This window comes from Paenibacillus sp. FSL P4-0081 (assembly GCF_000758565.1).
Lineage (GTDB): Bacteria > Bacillota > Bacilli > Paenibacillales > Paenibacillaceae > Paenibacillus_AQ > Paenibacillus_AQ phytohabitans.
The window spans coordinates 6390904-6408854 of the sequence record NZ_CP009280.1; the positions used below are offsets into that span (position 1 = coordinate 6390904).

Annotated in this window: 27 protein-coding genes; 9 read left to right on the forward strand and 18 right to left on the reverse strand. The window is 44.6% G+C overall.

Annotated elements, in window-relative coordinates; translation table 11 throughout:
• Nucleotides 1–19: 19 nt before the first annotated feature.
• Together P40081_RS27120 and P40081_RS27125 are read right to left on the reverse strand one after the other, a co-directional pair.
• A complete protein-coding gene (locus P40081_RS27120) occupies nucleotides 20–355 on the reverse strand; it encodes a YolD-like family protein (protein WP_042139302.1) in 336 nt (111 codons plus the stop codon).
• Between the two features lie 244 nt (nucleotides 356–599).
• Nucleotides 600–1220 carry a hypothetical protein gene (locus tag P40081_RS27125; protein WP_144026073.1) on the reverse strand — a complete coding sequence of 207 codons (621 nt, stop codon included), beginning with the start codon at nucleotides 1218–1220 and terminating at the stop codon, nucleotides 600–602.
• A 198-nt stretch (nucleotides 1221–1418) separates the two neighbouring features.
• Here P40081_RS27125 and P40081_RS36725 point away from each other — a divergent pair, with 198 nt between their 5' ends.
• Complete coding sequence (locus tag P40081_RS36725) at nucleotides 1419–1916, forward strand: zinc ribbon domain-containing protein (RefSeq protein ID WP_052422036.1); 498 nt, start codon at nucleotides 1419–1421, stop codon at nucleotides 1914–1916.
• Between the two features lie 15 nt (nucleotides 1917–1931).
• On the opposite strand, the gene P40081_RS27135 is transcribed toward P40081_RS36725, so the two are convergent.
• Nucleotides 1932–3407, reverse strand: coding sequence for a glycosyl hydrolase (locus P40081_RS27135; protein WP_052422201.1), 1476 nt, complete (start codon nucleotides 3405–3407; stop codon nucleotides 1932–1934).
• A gap of 227 nt (nucleotides 3408–3634) precedes the next feature.
• Here P40081_RS27135 and P40081_RS27140 point away from each other — a divergent pair, with 227 nt between their 5' ends.
• Together P40081_RS27140 and P40081_RS27145 are read left to right on the forward strand one after the other, a co-directional pair.
• Nucleotides 3635–4075 (forward strand): NucA/NucB deoxyribonuclease domain-containing protein, encoded by a 441-nt coding sequence (locus tag P40081_RS27140; RefSeq protein ID WP_042139305.1) that lies wholly within the window; start codon nucleotides 3635–3637, stop codon nucleotides 4073–4075.
• Between the two features lie 239 nt (nucleotides 4076–4314).
• Entirely contained in the window at nucleotides 4315–4452 is a 138-nt protein-coding gene (locus P40081_RS27145; RefSeq protein WP_156118708.1) for a hypothetical protein, read from the forward strand.
• A gap of 48 nt (nucleotides 4453–4500) precedes the next feature.
• Here P40081_RS27145 and P40081_RS38750 read toward each other — a convergent pair whose 3' ends face one another.
• The gene (locus P40081_RS38750) at nucleotides 4501–4656 is read right to left on the reverse strand and encodes a hypothetical protein (protein ID WP_155991357.1); all 156 of its coding nucleotides are present in this window, start codon (nucleotides 4654–4656) and stop codon (nucleotides 4501–4503) included.
• Between the two features lie 169 nt (nucleotides 4657–4825).
• Between P40081_RS38750 and P40081_RS37900 the strand changes: the two genes are divergently transcribed.
• The 3 genes from P40081_RS37900 (at nucleotide 4826) to P40081_RS38755 (ending at nucleotide 5940) form a co-directional block, all read left to right on the forward strand.
• Nucleotides 4826–5002, forward strand: a complete 177-nt coding sequence (locus P40081_RS37900) for a YjfB family protein (RefSeq protein ID WP_076243860.1) — start codon at nucleotides 4826–4828, stop codon at nucleotides 5000–5002.
• Between the two features lie 143 nt (nucleotides 5003–5145).
• Nucleotides 5146–5688: an ImmA/IrrE family metallo-endopeptidase gene (locus P40081_RS27150; RefSeq protein ID WP_042139306.1), complete on the forward strand. Its 543-nt coding sequence runs from the start codon at nucleotides 5146–5148 to the stop codon at nucleotides 5686–5688.
• 87 nt (nucleotides 5689–5775) lie between these two features.
• Nucleotides 5776–5940, forward strand: coding sequence for a hypothetical protein (locus P40081_RS38755; RefSeq protein WP_156118709.1), 165 nt, complete (start codon nucleotides 5776–5778; stop codon nucleotides 5938–5940).
• A 497-nt stretch (nucleotides 5941–6437) separates the two neighbouring features.
• On the opposite strand, the gene P40081_RS27160 is transcribed toward P40081_RS38755, so the two are convergent.
• Complete coding sequence (locus P40081_RS27160; protein ID WP_042139308.1) at nucleotides 6438–6635, reverse strand: hypothetical protein; 198 nt, start codon at nucleotides 6633–6635, stop codon at nucleotides 6438–6440.
• 111 nt (nucleotides 6636–6746) lie between these two features.
• Here P40081_RS27160 and P40081_RS27165 point away from each other — a divergent pair, with 111 nt between their 5' ends.
• Complete coding sequence (locus P40081_RS27165) at nucleotides 6747–7511, forward strand: WD40/YVTN/BNR-like repeat-containing protein (RefSeq protein WP_042139310.1); 765 nt, start codon at nucleotides 6747–6749, stop codon at nucleotides 7509–7511.
• Here the strand turns inward: P40081_RS27165 and P40081_RS38765 are convergent.
• The 3 genes from P40081_RS38765 to P40081_RS27175 all read right to left on the reverse strand — a co-directional run bounded on the left by P40081_RS38765 (nucleotide 7465) and on the right by P40081_RS27175 (nucleotide 8546).
• Complete coding sequence (locus tag P40081_RS38765; protein WP_156118712.1) at nucleotides 7465–7728, reverse strand: hypothetical protein; 264 nt, start codon at nucleotides 7726–7728, stop codon at nucleotides 7465–7467. The two genes, P40081_RS27165 and P40081_RS38765, sit on opposite strands and share 47 nt — an antisense overlap.
• Before the next feature lie 87 nt (nucleotides 7729–7815).
• On the reverse strand, nucleotides 7816–8085 hold the full coding sequence (locus P40081_RS27170) for a hypothetical protein (RefSeq protein WP_042139311.1): 270 nt from the start codon (nucleotides 8083–8085) through the stop codon (nucleotides 7816–7818).
• 101 nt (nucleotides 8086–8186) lie between these two features.
• Entirely contained in the window at nucleotides 8187–8546 is a 360-nt protein-coding gene (locus tag P40081_RS27175; RefSeq protein ID WP_042139312.1) for a MerR family transcriptional regulator, read from the reverse strand.
• Nucleotides 8547–8748: 202 nt separating this feature from the next.
• Here P40081_RS27175 and P40081_RS27180 point away from each other — a divergent pair, with 202 nt between their 5' ends.
• Entirely contained in the window at nucleotides 8749–9357 is a 609-nt protein-coding gene (locus tag P40081_RS27180; protein WP_269323281.1) for an SDR family NAD(P)-dependent oxidoreductase, read from the forward strand.
• Nucleotides 9358–9429: 72 nt separating this feature from the next.
• On the opposite strand, the gene P40081_RS27185 is transcribed toward P40081_RS27180, so the two are convergent.
• Both P40081_RS27185 and P40081_RS27190 read right to left on the reverse strand, forming a co-directional pair.
• On the reverse strand, nucleotides 9430–9819 hold the full coding sequence (locus P40081_RS27185) for a hypothetical protein (RefSeq protein ID WP_042139313.1): 390 nt from the start codon (nucleotides 9817–9819) through the stop codon (nucleotides 9430–9432).
• Between the two features lie 180 nt (nucleotides 9820–9999).
• Complete coding sequence (locus tag P40081_RS27190; protein WP_042139314.1) at nucleotides 10000–10803, reverse strand: undecaprenyl-diphosphate phosphatase; 804 nt, start codon at nucleotides 10801–10803, stop codon at nucleotides 10000–10002.
• 803 nt (nucleotides 10804–11606) lie between these two features.
• Here P40081_RS27190 and P40081_RS27195 point away from each other — a divergent pair.
• Nucleotides 11607–12023 (forward strand): VOC family protein, encoded by a 417-nt coding sequence (locus tag P40081_RS27195; protein ID WP_042139315.1) that lies wholly within the window; start codon nucleotides 11607–11609, stop codon nucleotides 12021–12023.
• Between the two features lie 757 nt (nucleotides 12024–12780).
• Here the strand turns inward: P40081_RS27195 and P40081_RS27200 are convergent.
• The 8 genes from P40081_RS27200 to P40081_RS27235 all read right to left on the reverse strand — a co-directional run bounded on the left by P40081_RS27200 (nucleotide 12781) and on the right by P40081_RS27235 (nucleotide 17949).
• Nucleotides 12781–13443, reverse strand: coding sequence for a hypothetical protein (locus tag P40081_RS27200; RefSeq protein ID WP_042139317.1), 663 nt, complete (start codon nucleotides 13441–13443; stop codon nucleotides 12781–12783).
• A gap of 4 nt (nucleotides 13444–13447) precedes the next feature.
• Nucleotides 13448–14677, reverse strand: a complete 1230-nt coding sequence (locus P40081_RS37905) for an AAA family ATPase (protein ID WP_081970159.1) — start codon at nucleotides 14675–14677, stop codon at nucleotides 13448–13450.
• Nucleotides 14678–14773: 96 nt separating this feature from the next.
• On the reverse strand, nucleotides 14774–15169 hold the full coding sequence (locus P40081_RS27210) for a hypothetical protein (RefSeq protein ID WP_042139318.1): 396 nt from the start codon (nucleotides 15167–15169) through the stop codon (nucleotides 14774–14776).
• An 80-nt stretch (nucleotides 15170–15249) separates the two neighbouring features.
• Nucleotides 15250–15483, reverse strand: a complete 234-nt coding sequence (locus P40081_RS27215; RefSeq protein ID WP_156118713.1) for a hypothetical protein — start codon at nucleotides 15481–15483, stop codon at nucleotides 15250–15252.
• Nucleotides 15484–15754: 271 nt separating this feature from the next.
• Nucleotides 15755–15964 (reverse strand): hypothetical protein, encoded by a 210-nt coding sequence (locus tag P40081_RS27220; RefSeq protein ID WP_042139321.1) that lies wholly within the window; start codon nucleotides 15962–15964, stop codon nucleotides 15755–15757.
• A gap of 2 nt (nucleotides 15965–15966) precedes the next feature.
• The gene (locus P40081_RS27225) at nucleotides 15967–16806 is read right to left on the reverse strand and encodes a M15 family metallopeptidase (protein ID WP_042139322.1); all 840 of its coding nucleotides are present in this window, start codon (nucleotides 16804–16806) and stop codon (nucleotides 15967–15969) included.
• Between the two features lie 11 nt (nucleotides 16807–16817).
• Nucleotides 16818–17327: a phage holin family protein gene (locus P40081_RS27230; RefSeq protein ID WP_081970161.1), complete on the reverse strand. Its 510-nt coding sequence runs from the start codon at nucleotides 17325–17327 to the stop codon at nucleotides 16818–16820.
• A 235-nt stretch (nucleotides 17328–17562) separates the two neighbouring features.
• Complete coding sequence (locus tag P40081_RS27235) at nucleotides 17563–17949, reverse strand: hypothetical protein (RefSeq protein WP_042139323.1); 387 nt, start codon at nucleotides 17947–17949, stop codon at nucleotides 17563–17565.
• Nucleotides 17950–17951 lie beyond the last annotated feature (2 nt).

Genomic DNA, 17951 nt, shown 5'->3' on the forward strand with positions numbered 1-17951 from the left:
GCCAGCTTCGCCTGCACCCTCAGACGATATAGGCGTCCACAATATCATCCACGTTCAGCCACTTCCATTCCTCCGCCCACTGCAGCTTGATTTCGCGCGAGTGGGTGTGAATGGAGGTTACAAATCCGCTAAGCAGCTTGTGCTCAAGAGGGTCAAACAACACTACCGTTACCCGTACATGACTCCGCAGCGACAAAGCCAGCGTATGCTCAATCTCCTCCAGCTTGTGCTCATCCGGAACCGGCCTGACGCTCTGCCACGTCTCCCGTACACCTCTACTGATTACGCGCATCTGCTCCGGCAGTACTGTCCGGTTGCTGTCCCACAGGTTATTGCCCTCCAGCTTTTTGCCCATTGCCGCTCCCCCAATCTATGGTCTGTATACAATACCGCAATACGTTGTCCGCTCATCAACCGAACGTATGTTTGTATTATATCCGTGATCCGGCTTTTTAAGCAAGCAGAAATATATGTAAGCACCAAGACCTGGAAGGAACCATACCGGACTCCGCCGGCACAACAAAATAACCCCACAGCAGTGGGGCTAGCTTGAATTCATTCTGGTAATTACTCAGGCACTAAACGGGGATGAATACTTTTTAATTGGCCGTGTTTCCTGCCGTGCTCTCTGTCGTTGCAGCTCCCGTATCCGTCTTCGCAGCCGCGTCCGCTTCTGACGGGTCCACAATTAGACCTTCTGTGCTCTCTTCCGGGTCAATCAGTCCGGCGGCCGCTCTGGCTTCATTCAGCTTGGAGATGCCGTACAGCATCGCTACATCCGCCTGCTGGTTCATTGCATTGAATTCCTCGGCAGTTACATCGGGAGAAACCGCGCTTTTGGAGGCCTGCTCTTTAATGGAATAGGCACTTTTAAAAGCAATAATTGAATCTCTGAGCAGCGTCTGGATGGTGTCCGGCAGGCTCTTGGAAATCTTCACATCACTCACCTGATCGGCAATATCGGAGGCTGTATCCTGGAACTCGTCTACGGCCTTCTGCAGCTCCTTCTCGGTTGCCTCTCCGGTTGAATAAGAAGTTAAGGTGGTGTTGAAATTTTCCAGCGAGGATTTACCCATTTCATCGAATTTTGACATTTCATTGTAAAAGCTCTGAACTGTATCCTGCACTACTTCCTGCGAAGCAGGTTCTGCGCTGTCATTGCTGCAGGCACTTAGGACTACAACCATCATAAGTAATCCTGCAAATAAAAATCGTCTCATATTTATATCCCTCCACTTAACAGAATAATATCGAATTTTGTTAAGTGCAAATGAAATTAATGTAAAATCGGCCGGGATGAAACATTTTCCTGAGATAAAGCGTATTCACAGAAAGAAACACAAGAAGAACCCGGTAGTGACTGGGAATTCTTGTTATACTATAATCAAATTATCCGTTATACGAGAGGAAGATATCTTATGCCTTATTGCACAGCCTGTGGTGCGGAATATAAGCAAGGCGCCAAATTCTGCGGAGAATGCGGAGCAGGTACAGAGGATAATAACGCTCCGGCAGCAACACGCCGTCCGGCGGCAGGCCGGGTCTCCGGAACAAGCACAGAAACCGAGCTGTGGCAGGGTAAGCCTGCGGGCATATCCGACCGGCTCAAGGGGCTTATTGGACTCAATACCACCAGATACACAATTACAACCCAGCGGATTATGGTGAAGAGCGGACTGATCGGCAAGGATGTCGAAGAAATCGAGCTGCTGCGGGTCAATGATTTTTCCGTCACGCAGTCGATTCCCGACCGTATATTAGGCATTGGAACGCTTACGATCCTCTCGGATGACGCCTCGTCGCCGCAGCTTCCTTTCCGCAAAATCCGCAAGGTTCAGACCGTAAAAGACGTGCTGCGACAAGCCGTCCGCAACGAAAAAGTCGCCAACAACATCAGCTACCGCGAACAAATCTGACCTAAGGCCTTACTGTTAAGGAAGATACAAAGCCCCTGCCGGAATTACGCTTTTGACCTGGCTGGGGCTCTCCCACATCAGCACGGCCCGCGCATCCCCCTGGTTCTCGTAATACTCCACCTTCAGCTCATGCAGCTTACCCGCAATCAGCTTCACACTGCCTTGCCGTTCCTGCCCGCTCTGCTTCATCCAGCTGTCAATAATCAGCTTGCCGTCGATCCACACCCGGATGCCATCATCCGAAGAAGTATAGATGGTGTAAGTCTCACTGTACACCGCACTTAGCCTGCCGCTCCATCTTACCGAGAACAAATCTGCACCAATAGCCGGATCAGGGGCTGCCTGTCTCCAGATGAAGTTGATGTGGGCATCCGTCCGGGTGAGGGCGGGCGTACCGCTGAGCGTAATGTTATTATAGTACTGGCCATACAAGCCCGGCTTAGGAATACCGCCCGGTGATGGATCCATTGCTGCCGCCTTTGCTGCATATTCGTCTCTCGTGAACACGAAATTATCCTTCATAAAAGCTTTGATCACCGCATCACTGTTCTTCTCATACAGCAGCTTGCCCCAGGTCATCTGGTAGCTCCATTTGTTCTGGGAACCAGCCAGCAGGGCTGCCGGAGGAAGCTCCCCATTCTCGCCAATGGCGATCAGCTTGCCGCGCCCCAGATCCCAGAGGCTGTCATGATGGCTCCCCTTGAAGTCCGCGTCATAGATATCCAGTGCCAGCACATCTACTCTTCCGCTGCCCGGGTAATATTTCGCAGGTTCGTCACACCACTGATTCTTCGCATTCGGACTCCACACCCACAGCAGATTCTGCAGCTTGTGATATACGGTATACCGCTCGAACATAATCTCCCAGAGGGTGCTGAAGGAAGACTTCTGCCCCCACCAGAACCAGCCGCCGTTCATCTCATGGTAAGGTCTCCAGAGCACAGGTACACCAGCATCCTTCAGCTTTTTGAGATACACGGCTACTTTGTCCAGCTCTGCAATCATTGCTGTGTATTGGACGGTTCCCGGAGTAATATATTTGTTGAAATCTGCTTCGCTGAGGCTCATCGAGACATTCGCCCAGGCCGGAGCGGTTCCCGGCAGATTGGCATGATAACTCATCGTCACGATTCCCCCGGCCTGATGCCAGCGGACCGCACTGTCTGTGACGGCCTGCCGCTGGCTGCTGATTTGCTGCTCCGTCTGGTTGCTGATGGCACCCATTTCATAGCCGTGAAGTCCCGCATAGCTCCCGCCGGTATTCTTCAGCTTCACGCTGAATTCATCCGGGCTCTCCAGATAATCATGCTGTCCGCTGATCACGCCTTGCCCCTGCAGCCAGTATAAGGTGTTCAGCAATTTACGCGCCGGCAGGGCCAGCTCCGCATCCGCAGGACTCATCAGCACACTGCGGAAGGCGGCCTGCCATTGTACATCCCCTACCAGCCGTGACGCGGAATCCAGCAGATCTCTGAGTACACGCTGTTCCACTTTATCCACCATCCTTTTCCATCTGTTTGTACATTTTATGGCGAATTATGTAACATCAGAACGGCGGATAGACAAGAATTACGTCTGTTCCAATCCCGCAGTCATACGCTATACTATTGTGAGCGCAGGCTTCATGCGCCCACAATACTTAAGCGTATGCTTCCGAAGCGAGTTTTGCCGGAGCTTATCATTGGAAGCTATGCTAACAAAACTTTTAAGGAGCAGATATGAAAGCCAAAAAATTCATCACCAGTCTCATTATTGTTGTTCTGCTCAGCCTGGCTGCTTACTACTTCGGGGAGAATGGTCAGCTTCCGTCCCAGACGCCGTCTTCTGACAATTCGGAGGTTGTCCGGCTGGAATTCCCATCGGGCCGCTATCCGGAGACCGCCAGACATATTCAGGAAGCGATTGAGAACGGGGAGTCCCCCATCTGCACGATTGACCGGAATGAAGCCGAAGAGAACCGTAAGGAATCCCTGAAGGGCGTACCCACCAAAAAAGGTTATGACCGCGACGAATGGCCGATGGCGATGTGTGCGGAAGGTGGAGCCGGCGCTGATATTGAATACATAACTCCCAGCGATAACCGCGGAGCTGGAAGCTGGGTCGGCAATCAGCTGGAGGACTTCGCAGACGGTACCCGCGTAGAGTTCATGTTCAAATAGGCAGAATGCCTGAATGCTCCGGCTACCGCTACCGCAAATGATTGCTGATAAGAAACAGATCGCATATTAGCCGCTCTCCTCTCCGTCATATAAGGACATTTGCATGCCTGTTATGCGAACGACAGTTCTTTATGCAATTTCACCCAAATAAAGCGTAAAATAGGGTGGGATATTATTCCATAGACGGAGAGCAGGGAGTGTTCTATATCTGTTATCGGGGGAAAAGGCTGTACGGCCCTATGTCCGAGGCTGAAGCCTTACAGGAATGGTTTGCACTTGCAGGTACAGTCAAGGAGTTGTATATCATTGAAACGGATGAGCATACAGGCAGAATCAAACGCCAGATCGGTCCGGCGGCACGCAAAAAAAAGAAATAGCCCCATCCGGCCTCAGGCCAGACAGGGCAGCACTTGTTCAATGCGGTTCTAGAACAAACAGGCTTTAGTGATAATAACCAGCAGAATGAACAGAACCAGAATCGCACCAGTCGAAGTCCAAGGGCTTACAACCGGAACAATCGGAGGACCCTGATTAACTCCACCGACGTTATTTCCACAACCGCAACCATACTCTGCTCCCATAATTTAATTCCTCCTCTTGAATATTGAATACAGCACAGAATATGTGGAAATCTAACCGGTGGCATGGGCCAATTGGCAAAGAAATGCCATTCACCTAACGGCCAAGCCCTATTCGGTCGATATAAAAGGTGGATGCGCTGCTTCAAAAAATCTTGGAGGAGGAACACAAATGGATATTGCTGCACTATCGGTTGTCATGAACCAGTCGTCTTTATTGCAGGCTGCGGGATTACAGGTCATGAGTATTGCCAAAGATCAGGCACAGACGGATGCCCAGAATATGGTCCAGATGCTGAGTCAGGGCGCACACCCCACCTTGGGAAAAACACTTGATATTCGCGCCTGATTGCTTTATGCTTACATACATAGGAACACCCGTTCCATATCCATTCAGCTGCTGAATGTTGAGTGTGCTGATTGCTTAGCCCTTCTGGGCTTTTCTTTTGACCATTAATACGAACATACGATCTTATATTGAGGTGATTGATTATGCAATCCTATTATCAGATGACTGCGTTGGAGAAATGGACAGAGGATTTATATCAGCGCATCGGTGTCCGCCAGCCGTCCGACATATCCATTGAATACATAGCCGAGCGGCTGAATATCTGGATTCATTATTTGGATGTCCGTAGCAAGAGCATTGAGGCCAGCGCTGGAATGTACAGTATGTTTATCGACAACAGGCTTCCTCCCGAACTGCAGCGGCTGGAGTTCCTCCATGAGCTGTGTCATCTGCTCCGCCATGCCGGCAAGCATACTCTGATGCCTGAACAGTTCACGCAGGCGCAGGAGGATGAATCGGAACGGTTTATTCTCTATGCCGCCATGCCCTATTCCATGATTTCTGCACGGACACTGCCTGAACTGCGTGAGGATGCCGTGCCTGAGCTTGCCAGTACCTTCCAGGTTCCTGTGGAGCTGGCTCTGCAGCGAATTGACCAGATCCAGCGGCGGATTTTCCAGGGGCAATTGATGGCCGTAATGGAAAGAAACGAAGACAGAAAATTAATCCATAGACATATTCGCTAAGCGCTGCGGGGATAATACCGGCATAGACATTAGAACAACAGATGTACCTCTATGCATGGTTACATTTCAACCGTAAAGGGGAGCGACATGGAAGCCATAAAAGTCATTCAATTATTGCTGACCCATCCGGATTACAGCGTAGATGCAGTTCATCCCGAAATTCCGGATTTTGTCGGCATTGAGACCATTGAAGTGGACCACGAAACGCAGACCTTCTCCATCTTACTGCAGGAACCCAAGGAGTACGATTAAACCTCCGTGAAGAATAATCAGCATATAGAGAGCTAGCTCAGTCCATAACCTTTCACCCTATAAAAAAGTGACCCCGCCAATATCCGGCAGGGTCTAAGGTTTCTATCAGGGGGTATGTATACACTATACTCACTGTTGCTTAAACCAACCTTAAATCAGGCTGAGCAGGTTCTGATTATGGGCAAAGGGTCAGGGGACTGCAATTTTCAGTTTTCTCTTGTGCTACCATATTGTACAATAATGGGAGTAACTGCAATTTATTATCCCCGCGGACGGAGTGATTCTATCACTATCAGGACAATCAAGAAATGGATCGTAGCCGCTCTAGTCTTTCTAAGCCTATTGAGTATTCTTTACTATTTACTATCCAAGGTCGTATTCGAATACATAACGTTCTCAGATCCCTATAATAATATCTTTCAAATGATCGCAATGGGCATCATGCTTATTGTAGCGCTGGTCTGCACTTCTCTGCTGATTAATGACAAGAATAACGACTAGCCGCTGCTGACAAACTGGATAATCCCAATACCCGCCATTGCCAGGAAGATTCCGAGTATTACCGCAATCACGATCCAGACTACCTTTTTGGTGGACTGCGGGGGCGGGTTATAGTTCTCCATCATTGCAATCCGTTTCTCCAGCGCAGCAACCCGCTTCTCCAGTTCACGGTTGTTATCCTCTGCTTCACTCATTGCCACTCTTTCTCCACTCTCCTCTGGTTATATATTTTTAATCGTTTCATCATGTTTCTGTAACTTATATCCAGCTCCCATCCCTTACTATGGACAAGGGAGGTGTTTGTAGTGGAAATTCTAAGAAGTGTTTGGTTATTGCTGCAACTTGCAGCTGGCCTTTGGGGGTTCACATTTAATCCGATGCCCACACCAGCCGCTGATACAGGTGCTTCTGTGTCTACTGAGAACATTCAGACTTATCAATATAATTTGGATGAGATGCACGGTTGGAAGGTCACTTCGGCCGGTTCCGGGATGTTCAGAGCTGATAATGCGATCTACCAGACGGCCGATAGCGGCAAGACCTGGGATAAGCTCAGTGATTCGGAGAATGGAACCTTACCGTCCGGACCGGTTGGAGCATTTACATTCAGTAGTGCGGATAACGGCTGGCTAACCATCAACACTCCGCAGCCAGGGACCCAGCGGCTGTACACAACCGGAGATGGCGGAGCGCACTGGACCCAAGAGAAGCTTGAAGTGCCTGATCAATACGCCTCTTCCATGTTCGATCCTGCACCGCCTGTTTTTTTCAGCTCAACATCCTATGGAATCATGATTCCGGATCACACGGAGATACAGAATGCACAGGGCGGAAACACTTCGTTTTTCCTGTTTTTCGTGACCCAAGATTACGGGCGGCACTGGAATGCTATAACTGACCCTACCGCCGGTACATGGAACAGTTTGTCCTGGGACGCTGCTGAAATTCAGGATAAGGAGCATTATTCTTGGGAAATCCGCATTGGCCATGCCCTGTGGACTTCACCGGACGGCAAGGATTGGGCTACATCCATGGAAACAGCACATCAAAAATCTTCGTTCCATAAATGACAACCGCAAGACCCAGAAAGATCCCGAAGACTCCGCCCACCCGAAGAACCGTTTGCTGGCCTGGCGTAGCTGTAGACTCCATAGTTTCCCGGAAAGGCCTCCGGGTTCGAATCTTGACCCCTTTTCGGGAGAAGGCCAGCTGCACAGCCGAGTAGATAATTCCTATTCCCACCAGCCGCGAGAACCAATCCATAATGCTCCAGTCTGCGATATTCATAGCCTCACGCTCCTTTTACAAGTTATTACCCAGTAAATGGAATGTGAAGTCACTTCTCCCTGAAGTCATTCTTAGAACTTCGGAACTCTACTTCGCTCTTCTGCGCGCTAATAACCAATCGAACAATAATCCAAACCCCAGCCAGAAGAAGAAGTGAATACCGTACAGTATAGACTGGAACAGAAGTTCATTGTTCATGGTGTAATGCAGATCTGTCAGCTGAGGGTTAAGCCATAACAGTAAAGGACCGGTCAAAAAAAGCAGCAGGTTTTTATCATCTTGTCCTGACAGATTAATCATACATACCGCTACAGACAGAATCGGTAACCACAAACCCAATCTCTTCATTAATTTCATCTAAGCCCCTCCATTTACTAAATACTACCATATAATGATAGACGGGGACCATGATATACATCTTGAATCCATAGAGAAACCTCGCCAGAATATTATATCTATTAATAATTCTCCCCGGCATAATACCGCTCCAGCTTATGCTCCAGATGTATGAGCTGTATTTTCTTCGCTTCTATATCATCCAGGAGCTGTTTCTTCTGATTCTGAATAAGCGTAATCCGCTCCGGTAAGGTAGCCGTACCGGCTTTGACCATATCATGATACTTCTTGATCTCCTCCACACTCATTCCCGTTTCACGCAGACATCTAAGGAAGATCAGCCAGGTAATTTCCTGCTCGGTATACAGTCGGTTGTTCTGCTCATTGCGGGCTACTGCATCCAGAAGTCCTTTTCGTTCATAGAAGCGGATCGCCCCTATGCCCACCCCAACTTTTTTGGCGACTTGTCCTATCGTAAACATTCCGGTTCACTCCCAAATATTTTTGTTGACCTACACTTAGTGTAGCATAATAAGCTTTGAATTGTTGCTAGACCATATCCCACAGAAAGAAGGATTACGATGAACAGAACCGCTTTTGTAAGAGGCGCCAATAAAGGAATTGGATTTGAAATTGCGAGACAACTCGGTGAAGCCGGCTGGAAGGTGTTGCTTGGTGCACGCAGTGTTGAACGGGGGGGAAGCCGCAGCTTCCGAACTGCGAAATGAGGGTTTAAACGCAGAGTTTGTGCAAATTGATATGACTAATCAAGAGAGTATTGAACAAGCAGCCGGCAGCATTCAGGCCAATTACGCTGATCTGAAGCTTTTAATTAATAATGCCGGCATGCCGGGAGCCTTCTCGAGCTCATTCAGTGCAACCCAGGAGGCCGATTTGCGCAATGCCTTTGAAGTGAATTTCTTCGGAACGTTCCGCCTGAATCAACAGCTATTCCCTTTAATCCAAAAGAATGAAGGAACCATTGTGAACGTATCGACCGATATGGCTTCACTTCACTTCATGCAGAGCTCTGCATACGCGCTTAATGCTTTTGACTATAACGCCTCCAAAACCTCCAACAATGCAATGACCGTGGCCATGGCGATTGAATGCAAGGACAGCAATGCTCAAGTATTCGCCGTCACTCCCGGCTTCACCAAGACGGATTTGAACGGCAATGCCGAGGGCGGCAAATCCAAAGCAGACGGGGCAGCTATTATTGTCGGCTACGCAACGGATGGTAAGCGGCATAACGGGGAGTTTCTCGATGTAAATGGGGTTTATGCCTGGTAATGCAGGTTAGACTTGCCACGAAAGAAAAGTGCCCGCCAACGGATTACGGTTGACGGGCCTCAATATAACAGACTATCGTGTCACTTCCATGAAAAACTGCTGTAAATCCAATTCGGATTTTATATTTTCAATCACATTTTTCAAACCAGGAACCCAGAGCAAAGTGTCTTGCCGAATATAGTTTAAAACTAAGGCGCAACTCCGTTCAAATTTTTCAATATGGGGGCTGTGTTCATTTTTCAAAACTTTTCTGACCTCATCTGCTAATTCCATATAATCAGAGTCAATGTGATCTTGCTTATTTATTTCAGCGGGTTTTAATTTAGACCAGGCGTAAGCTCCTCCAGCCACTACTTCTTCAGATCCCTCCACATATTCCAGAGACGAATCCTCGTTAATGAATTCATTAATCCGCGCCTCTAGACCTTTGAAGGTTTGGACAAAATCAATTACGTCTTCCAAAAAGACACCTCCCAAATAGATAAGAAGATGTGATTTTCCGCTGCTGTAAAATTCCTTCAGTTAGCAATCACAATCTTGTGTGAGTCCAGTGTATCGCATTTAGAAACAAAAATACATTGTGAAAATTTGAACCTTCTCCAGAAAACTCACATTAGATCCTTAACAACTAAATGGAACTAATTAATGTATGACGATGAAATAGAATAGAGCTGCTAATACAAACCGATAGAGGGCAAACCATTCCAAGCGAAGACGTTTAATCAGTTTGATAAAGGTCACTACAGCAATCATTGCCACTATAAAGGATGCCGCAAAGCCAATTAACATTAGAAGCACATCGTCAGAATTCAACAAATCACGGCTATCATACAAATCCAACAAGCTTGCACCAAACATGACAGGGACAGAAATAAGAAATGTAAAATCTGCGGCGGCTTTTTGGCTAGTACCGAGCAAAAGGCCGCCTGAAATCGTCGAACCCGATCTCGAGAATCCCGGCCATAACGCCAGGCATTGGAACAAACCGATTCCGAAGGCTTGTTTATAGCTAATTCCATCCATCGTATCAGCGGTTTCTGTCCGCCTATTCCGTGCAGCGATGATCATCAACAAGCCCCCGACTACTAGACCGATCACGACAGGAGTCGGGCCGAATAAACGGCTTTTTATAGTATCCTTGAAGAGGAGATACATGATTAATGCAGGCAACATAGCTAATATCATATGAATGATGTTTAATCCTTTACTTTTGGAGAAATCCATTCTAACCATATTAGACCCAATCTCCAAATACCTTTTCCAGTAAAGAATTAAAACCGCCATTACTGCACCCAGCTGTATAACAATCTTAAAAGTGATTGCAGCTTCTCCCTCAAAGCTAAGCAAATCACCTGCTAAAATAAGATGTCCGGTAGATGATACCGGTAGAAATTCAGTTAAACCTTCGATTATGCCGAGAATGATTGCTTTCATAATGTCAGTCACCAGTGGATAGTCCCCTTTCGGTAATGGAAGCTTTTTATTTCCAGTATACGGGGGACATAATTATTTCCAAATCGATTGACCTTACAATCTTCCATTCAGCATGACATAATTGTCACATTGATCATTTATAATCAGCAAATCCGGATTTTGGCCCATCCCACCGATCAGTAATAAAATATACCGATTGAAACGCATCTACTGGCTTTTCTCGCTTCATAGGTTCACCTCATAGCAAGTTCTTTAGGGCAGCTGCCACACAGTTAATCCATTTCCACTGCTAAACATAGCCGCCTCTGGCCCTTCGTTATCTTCTCCTCTTAACGAAATCTCCAACACCATATTATTATATCTGTCCTAATGTAGGATGATACTAATGAATACCACTGAACTCATTTCTTTGCCTGAAATATCTCTTAGATGACTTACGGAATGCTTATTGGACATGGCTAATTCTCCCCACTAAAAATTTTGGCTGTTGAGCTGTAGCGTTATTTGTGTCCCACAAATTCGCAGGTCTATCCGAATCCGGCATGACAAGTCGTACAGAACAAACGGATCGCCGGTACATGCAGATAGGATTTCCTCTTGAAGACCGACAGATGGCTCATTGTGATTGACAAGCAGAATCTGGCTTACGTGTAACTCTGGTATGTTGAGAAGTTCGTTGATATACTGGGTTAGCATTTTACAATAATACAGGAGTGGCAGGAATGAAGTAGACCGATGAATTCCCGGATTGGCTTTCGTCTAAATAAACGAAGGCATCAATGACAACAAACCATTTTGAAGATGAGGTGTTAAAAATGGCATTAATGTCCACATTCACGAGCTTCAATCTGCCTGTAAACAACGTAGAACAATCGAAGGCGTTCTTCACCGGACTCGGATTCGAGCTCAACCCGCAATTCCCCGATAATGAGAATTCGGTAGCCATCGTGATCGGCGACAACCTGCAGATCATGCTGCTCACCAAAGAACTATTAAAGTCGCTCACGCAGAAGGAAACCGTTGATACGGAAAAGTATGCGCAAATGACGATCGCACTCACCTTCGAGAGCCGAGAAAAGGTGGATGAAATCGTGAATACTGCGGTCTCCTTGGGCGGGAAATCGTACGAAGAGCCTGAGGACTATGGATTCATGTATCATTGGGCCTTCGAGGACTTGGACGGCCATATGTGGGCAATCAACTACATGAACACGGATGCCGCTCAAGGTTAAGGATAACGGAGAGCGCACTGATACTTGGATTAACAAGGGAAGACGACGGGTGCCTTCCCCGGCGTCTTTTTTGCGACAGGGTTATTTTATGTATGCTCTTAATTCAAATCGTTGACCGCACGAACCGCGCACCATAGATTGATTTTCCTATACTTTTTTTCTTAAGGAAGGCCATGCTGAGGATATAAAGTGGCTTACTTTAAAGTGGATTACCCATAAAGGCGGCGATTCTGAAATCACGCAGGATAACCAAAATAAATATGATGTAAAAATCGAGTTTAAAGCTTGAACCTGTGGAATATAAGTCTCCGTTAGCAATTCCGTCAGCATCTCAAAATTAAGACCTTTCCCCACTCAAGCCTATTCGCTCCGTCGACTCTATAAACAGCAAAAAACCCTTACAGGGTAAGGGTTTTAGTGAAGTGGGCCCTACAGGACTCGAACCTGTGACCAATCGGTTATGAGCCGACCGCTCTAACCAACTGATATAGAGGAAAGGGATAAATACCCTAAATCCAGTTCGGGAATCGTTGATTTTCTTGGGTTTCGGGACTATAAGGTAAATTGGATTATAAAGAGTTCGTGACCAAATATGTGACCAATAAACCCTGGAGAAATCCAGGGTTTATTCACTGTCAGGCAACACTAACCAACTGAGCTTGGGGAAAGGTTAATTTATATTAAACTATGTTCCTAAATGATGATTTACATTGTGTATTCAAGACATATATTTATATCCGTTACAGTTGTTTTATATTCAAATAACATTTTTTAGTTTTTGAAGAGTTTCTGTATCAAATATATTATCTATTGATTTAGTTGGCAAATAATCTGCTAATTCTGTTATATAATTAATCCTATCACTATATTTATTTTTGATGAAACTGACATATGACTCGACTATTTTTTTTATATTCTTGTATCTCATAAACGAAGCGTCACATAATATATAATTTTCAATATATTTTATATACTGATCGTGGTGCTTCTCAACTGTTAAAATTACATTATAATCTCTAACTCTTCTACTATTCTCCTCATAATTTATGATAAATTCGGGTAAATGAATTCGGGCTTTTTCAATACCGTGTTTTTCAATATAATCAACAAGCATTTCATTTAAATGATTAAATTTGCTGATATAGATCAAAGAAATATTTTCTACACTATAGAAGTTTATAGGAAATAATTTTTCATGACGGATCTCTTTATAATCATGATCTATTATTCCATAACTATTTGGTTCAGATTCAACTTTAGCTTTAATAGTAGTACAATCACCACCATTATCTATAAATTTATTAGATAACTCATCTAATTGTTGATAAAAAATTTTGTTTGTTTTACCCTCAACATAAATAATTGGTTGAGTAACAAGTTTTAATTTCCCTCTATTATATTTCTCTTTATCATAGTTCATATCATTACACTTCTTTCGAAATATTTCCCTTAATTGCCAAAAAATCTTCGTAGATATATGGAGCGTGAGTTGCAATAAACAACGTCTTACCTTTAGTTAAAACGTGTAAATCAGTAATTATTTTATTTTGGTAATTTAAAGATAATGATAATTCTGGCTCGTCTATTAAATAAATATCCACATCATTTAAAAGTATCTCTAAAAAAAGAAATGTTATTTTTCTTTCTCCTGATGATAATTTATCAAAAGTAATATCTTTGTTATTTTTCCAAAAAGCTAGTTCGGTAATATTTATAAGATCTATTTTAATATCAGCATATTTACTTATAATCTGATTAAATTTAGAAATCTTATCCATTAAATTATTTCGTTTTTGAAAAAAATTACTGAACTCATTATTTAAATTGCTAATACATTCTTCGCTCCAAAAATAAGCTTTCATATCACTATTTATTGCATTAATTTCCAATTCAATTTTTTTGAATATATTGATAATTTCAATATTATCTGTAGTTATATAACGTGCAGATTTTAAAGATAGATTATCCATTATTTTTTTACTGTTTTCTTCTAAACGTAAAGTCAAATCGGGATCATTTAAATTCATATCTAAGATTTGATATTTATCTTTGAGGTATGGCACTATTATTAAAACTTCTTCAATATTATTTAATATAATTTTTGAATCGTTCTCTAAATAAAAATCCTTTGAATGATGCATATTATTTCTAAAACTATTAACCAATAAAAGAAGATCATTTATCCACATATCAAATCCATCAGGATAAAATACATCCCTATTTGACTTTTGGATGAGCCTATTTAGATACTCTAAAATTCGATTAGCTCTACTCTTCCTATTAACAGACCGATAATGATTTTCTAATGGAATTCCGTTTAGTAAAAACAACAATTTTTCAAAAGCCCCTATATTCTCATCTAAATACCGTTCGAAATTTTCTTTTCCTATTTTTTTAAACCTTTCGTTAGCTACAAATAAGGAATTGTAATTCACACCATTTATTTTTAATTTATCCAAATTCATACTATCAATAATTTTGGAGAAATTTTCTTTTTTTTTCTCTTTAGCTAACTCATATAAGGAATTAATTGTTTGAAGAATTCTAGTTTTACCCTGTCCATTGTTTCCAAAAAAAACGGTGTTTTTATTTAAGTCAAACTCTATTTTTTTATTATTATCCTTAAATTGTAAATATAAATTATTTTTTTGCATATAAGCCTCCTTAAACTTGGGTAAAATAAATATAGAGTTATTACAAAAGCCCTCAAAATTAATCTCATTATTATGTAAATCTATTCAACAGAAGGTTTATTCAACCCTATTCCAAATTTGTGAGGCCCCCTCTTCTCCTTGATTATCAAACGACTGAAGCGATAAAGTATCATCGTCAGTATTATAGGTCAAGGTCATTTCATACCACTGACCAGCGTCTCCTAAGTCATATAAATCATACTCATTTTCTTTTACTTTCTTCACATCACGCCATTTAACATTTCCTTGGGCAAAGATTCCTTTATCATCCGCTTTGGTCACTTTTGCTCGGTAATCACCACTATCCAGTTTCTCCAGAGTAACTTCCATCCCCTTGAACTGAGAATCACCATTTCTTACCCATGAACCGGCCATACTACTTTTGGAGTTTGAACAAGCAGTTAAAGTTAAAACTAATACAAATACCATAAATATAGAAAATTTATTTTTCATTTCACCCTCCAGAAGAAACAATTATTATAAAGCATATTTTACTATAATTGTTATCGGCAAAGAAGAGAAATATCTGCACTCTAGTAATGTGTCCAGTACTCTGTGTTCCACACTACAGGCGTATTCTGTGGCTTACTTGTACCTGTTTCAGCCTGTTCTTTATATTTTACGTCTCTTTCCCAAGCTTCAATAACAACGGCGGTTTCCACTGGCTGCTTCTCATCCCATTCAATATAATGACGTTCGACCAGTTGTAGCATACCCGCCTTGATCGCTCCAGTTCTTCGGCCACTCAGCCGTACTAATTCAGTCATTGTGGGCATCCTGCGAAAGTGTCCCTTAAATTGATACATAATCCGGAGCAACTTGCGTGGTGTATCCTCAAGCAAATCTACACCCCCAATACAAGAACATTTGTTTGTATTATAACTGTGAAATCAATTTTTTAGCAATAATTATATAGCTTGAAAAGCAAAAAAAGCCCGTCGACCAGTTAAGGTTGACGGGCTTTTGCCGATGCTTTCGGACACATTCAGATTATCATGAATGGTACATTTTGTAAATGAAATTTTTAGCGTTTCGGATCTACTCTTTGTCGGAATTACTTGCATCTGTGATCGCCTCTGCCAGCATATACACGGCGCAGGCTCCCACTGCCGCAATGATTCCTGTAATCTTGACCGCTGTATCATCCGATGCGCCAACGGCCCCGAGAATTGACGTAGCCAGGGCAACGACCAGCGCCCAAAACTTCCGGCTTGCAAGCTTTGCCTTCCATTCCACTTTGTTTTTCATGATTACTTATCCCCCTTTCTGAATATTCCGGCCCGGTCAAGGATCGTGACCATCCGGTAAAAGTCATAGCTGCCGTTCGCTGTGGTATCCAAATAGCCTGCGGCCTTTGCGGCCTCACAGGCGGCCAGTGCCCACTTAGGGATTTCCGGCAGCTTGGCCGCCTTCTCCAGCTCGGCGATCCGATTGGATAGGCCCAGCGTTACCTCCGCTTGAGCTTTAATCAGTAACTGCATGGCTTCAAACTCTTGCTTCTCTTGTGCGGTCATTTCTTCTATCGCCTCCGTATATTTGTTTACTACAGCGAATGCTTTTGCGATCAAAGACGCTGCAGGTTTCAAGCCGTCACGTAGTTGCGTAGTCGTCAAACCAAAAACCATTTCCAAGTGTGGCATATCCTTAAATGTCCGCCAGTCTCCACCCCACGCAAAGCCGAGCTTCTTTGCTTCTTCCACAACCTCGGACCAGTCCGGCAGGCTGTCCTTGTCATCGTCCCGCAGCGTGTCCCAGGAGACCGTGCGCCCATCCGGCAGGAGTAGCGCAAAATCATTCGCCCAACCGAAATTATGATTACTGTAGCCGCCACGCGCATTGGTCACAATGTCCTCTTTAGGTTGTGGCGTTACCTTGGATAGGCCCACGGCGGCAAGCTGCTTCGCGGTCCGCCCCTTGGCGTAAAGGTTGTCTTGCTCGGCATACGTGCGTAATCCCTGGGTGATGATGATCTGTACGCCGCGGTTATAGCAGCCTGTAATCAGCGCAATCATTCCAGCCGCAATAACCGGCTGCAGCCCGGTCAGCTTGGATTCTGATTTAAGCTTTACTTGTTCTAATGTTAATGACACCTGTATCCCTCCTATGCTGATTGATTATTATCCGGATGATCCGGCTTAGCCGGGTTGTTTTTGGACTTGTCTTCGCTTAGCTGCAGCAGAAAATCTTTAATTCCCTGCGGCAAAGGTATCCCCAGCACCCCGAGATTTTCAACGACAGACAAACCTTCGCGTCCGACGTAAAAGTAAATGGCAGCCGTCCGGAAGATCGGCGCGCCCGGCTGTATCCAATCATCCATAAGCGAAGACAACCCAACAACAAACAGCACTACCGCTTTGCGGATGCCTCCCCAAAACATCACATCACTGCTCACGGTCTTTGTCTTAATTGCTCCAAGAACGCCCGTGCCATAATCGAACACCATTAAGACGATAAGCACCAGCAGCCCCTTATCCCAACCTCCCAGCATCCCTGTAATCGTCGCCAGTAGCCCCGCCATAGCTGTAACTCCCCCCGTTGCTACTTCGCGGCTCCCGGAGCCTACAGCAGCCGTATATATAATTGTTGATAATTGCTTGATATGATTGAGCATCCCCCCGCTCCCTTCCGATGTAAAAAAGCCCCCGAAGCAGCTCCGAGGGCAAAATAAAAACGCCTCTATGGGCGCCAACTACTCTTTTTGTGGTGTGTCCAAGATCATGTCTATCTCATCGGATGTGATATATTTAGGGCTATACGTCTGCAGCTTAGTCTCTGTGACTTTGCCCATCACCCACATATTTAGTAAAAATGGATACATTGTATTCACCTCCCTCCATAAAAAGATCCTAAAGGCCGAAGTCTAACAGGGCCAGAATTGCTGCCTCGTTCGCCTCTGTTCGCTGTTCCAGAGTCGCGATTTGCTCAGTGAGTGGCTGCTGATAGACTGGATTGCTCGGTTCCCCCGGTACCTCGTTAGGATCAGGATAGCTAAACTCCAGCTTTCCATTGCCTGGGTTAACGCGGTATCCACTGCATTCTGCAAAGTCTTGATTATATTGACCGTATTCTAGTTTTATCATTCCTACGGTTTCGGGGATACGCTCTGAGATGGCAACATAAGAGGTAAAGTCTTGTTCCTGTGTAGTTTCCACAACATCACCTGACCGCTCTCCAGTGTCTACCAGGATGTTTCCGGTTGATTTTTCATAGTAGATTTTACGACCTATTTGCATTG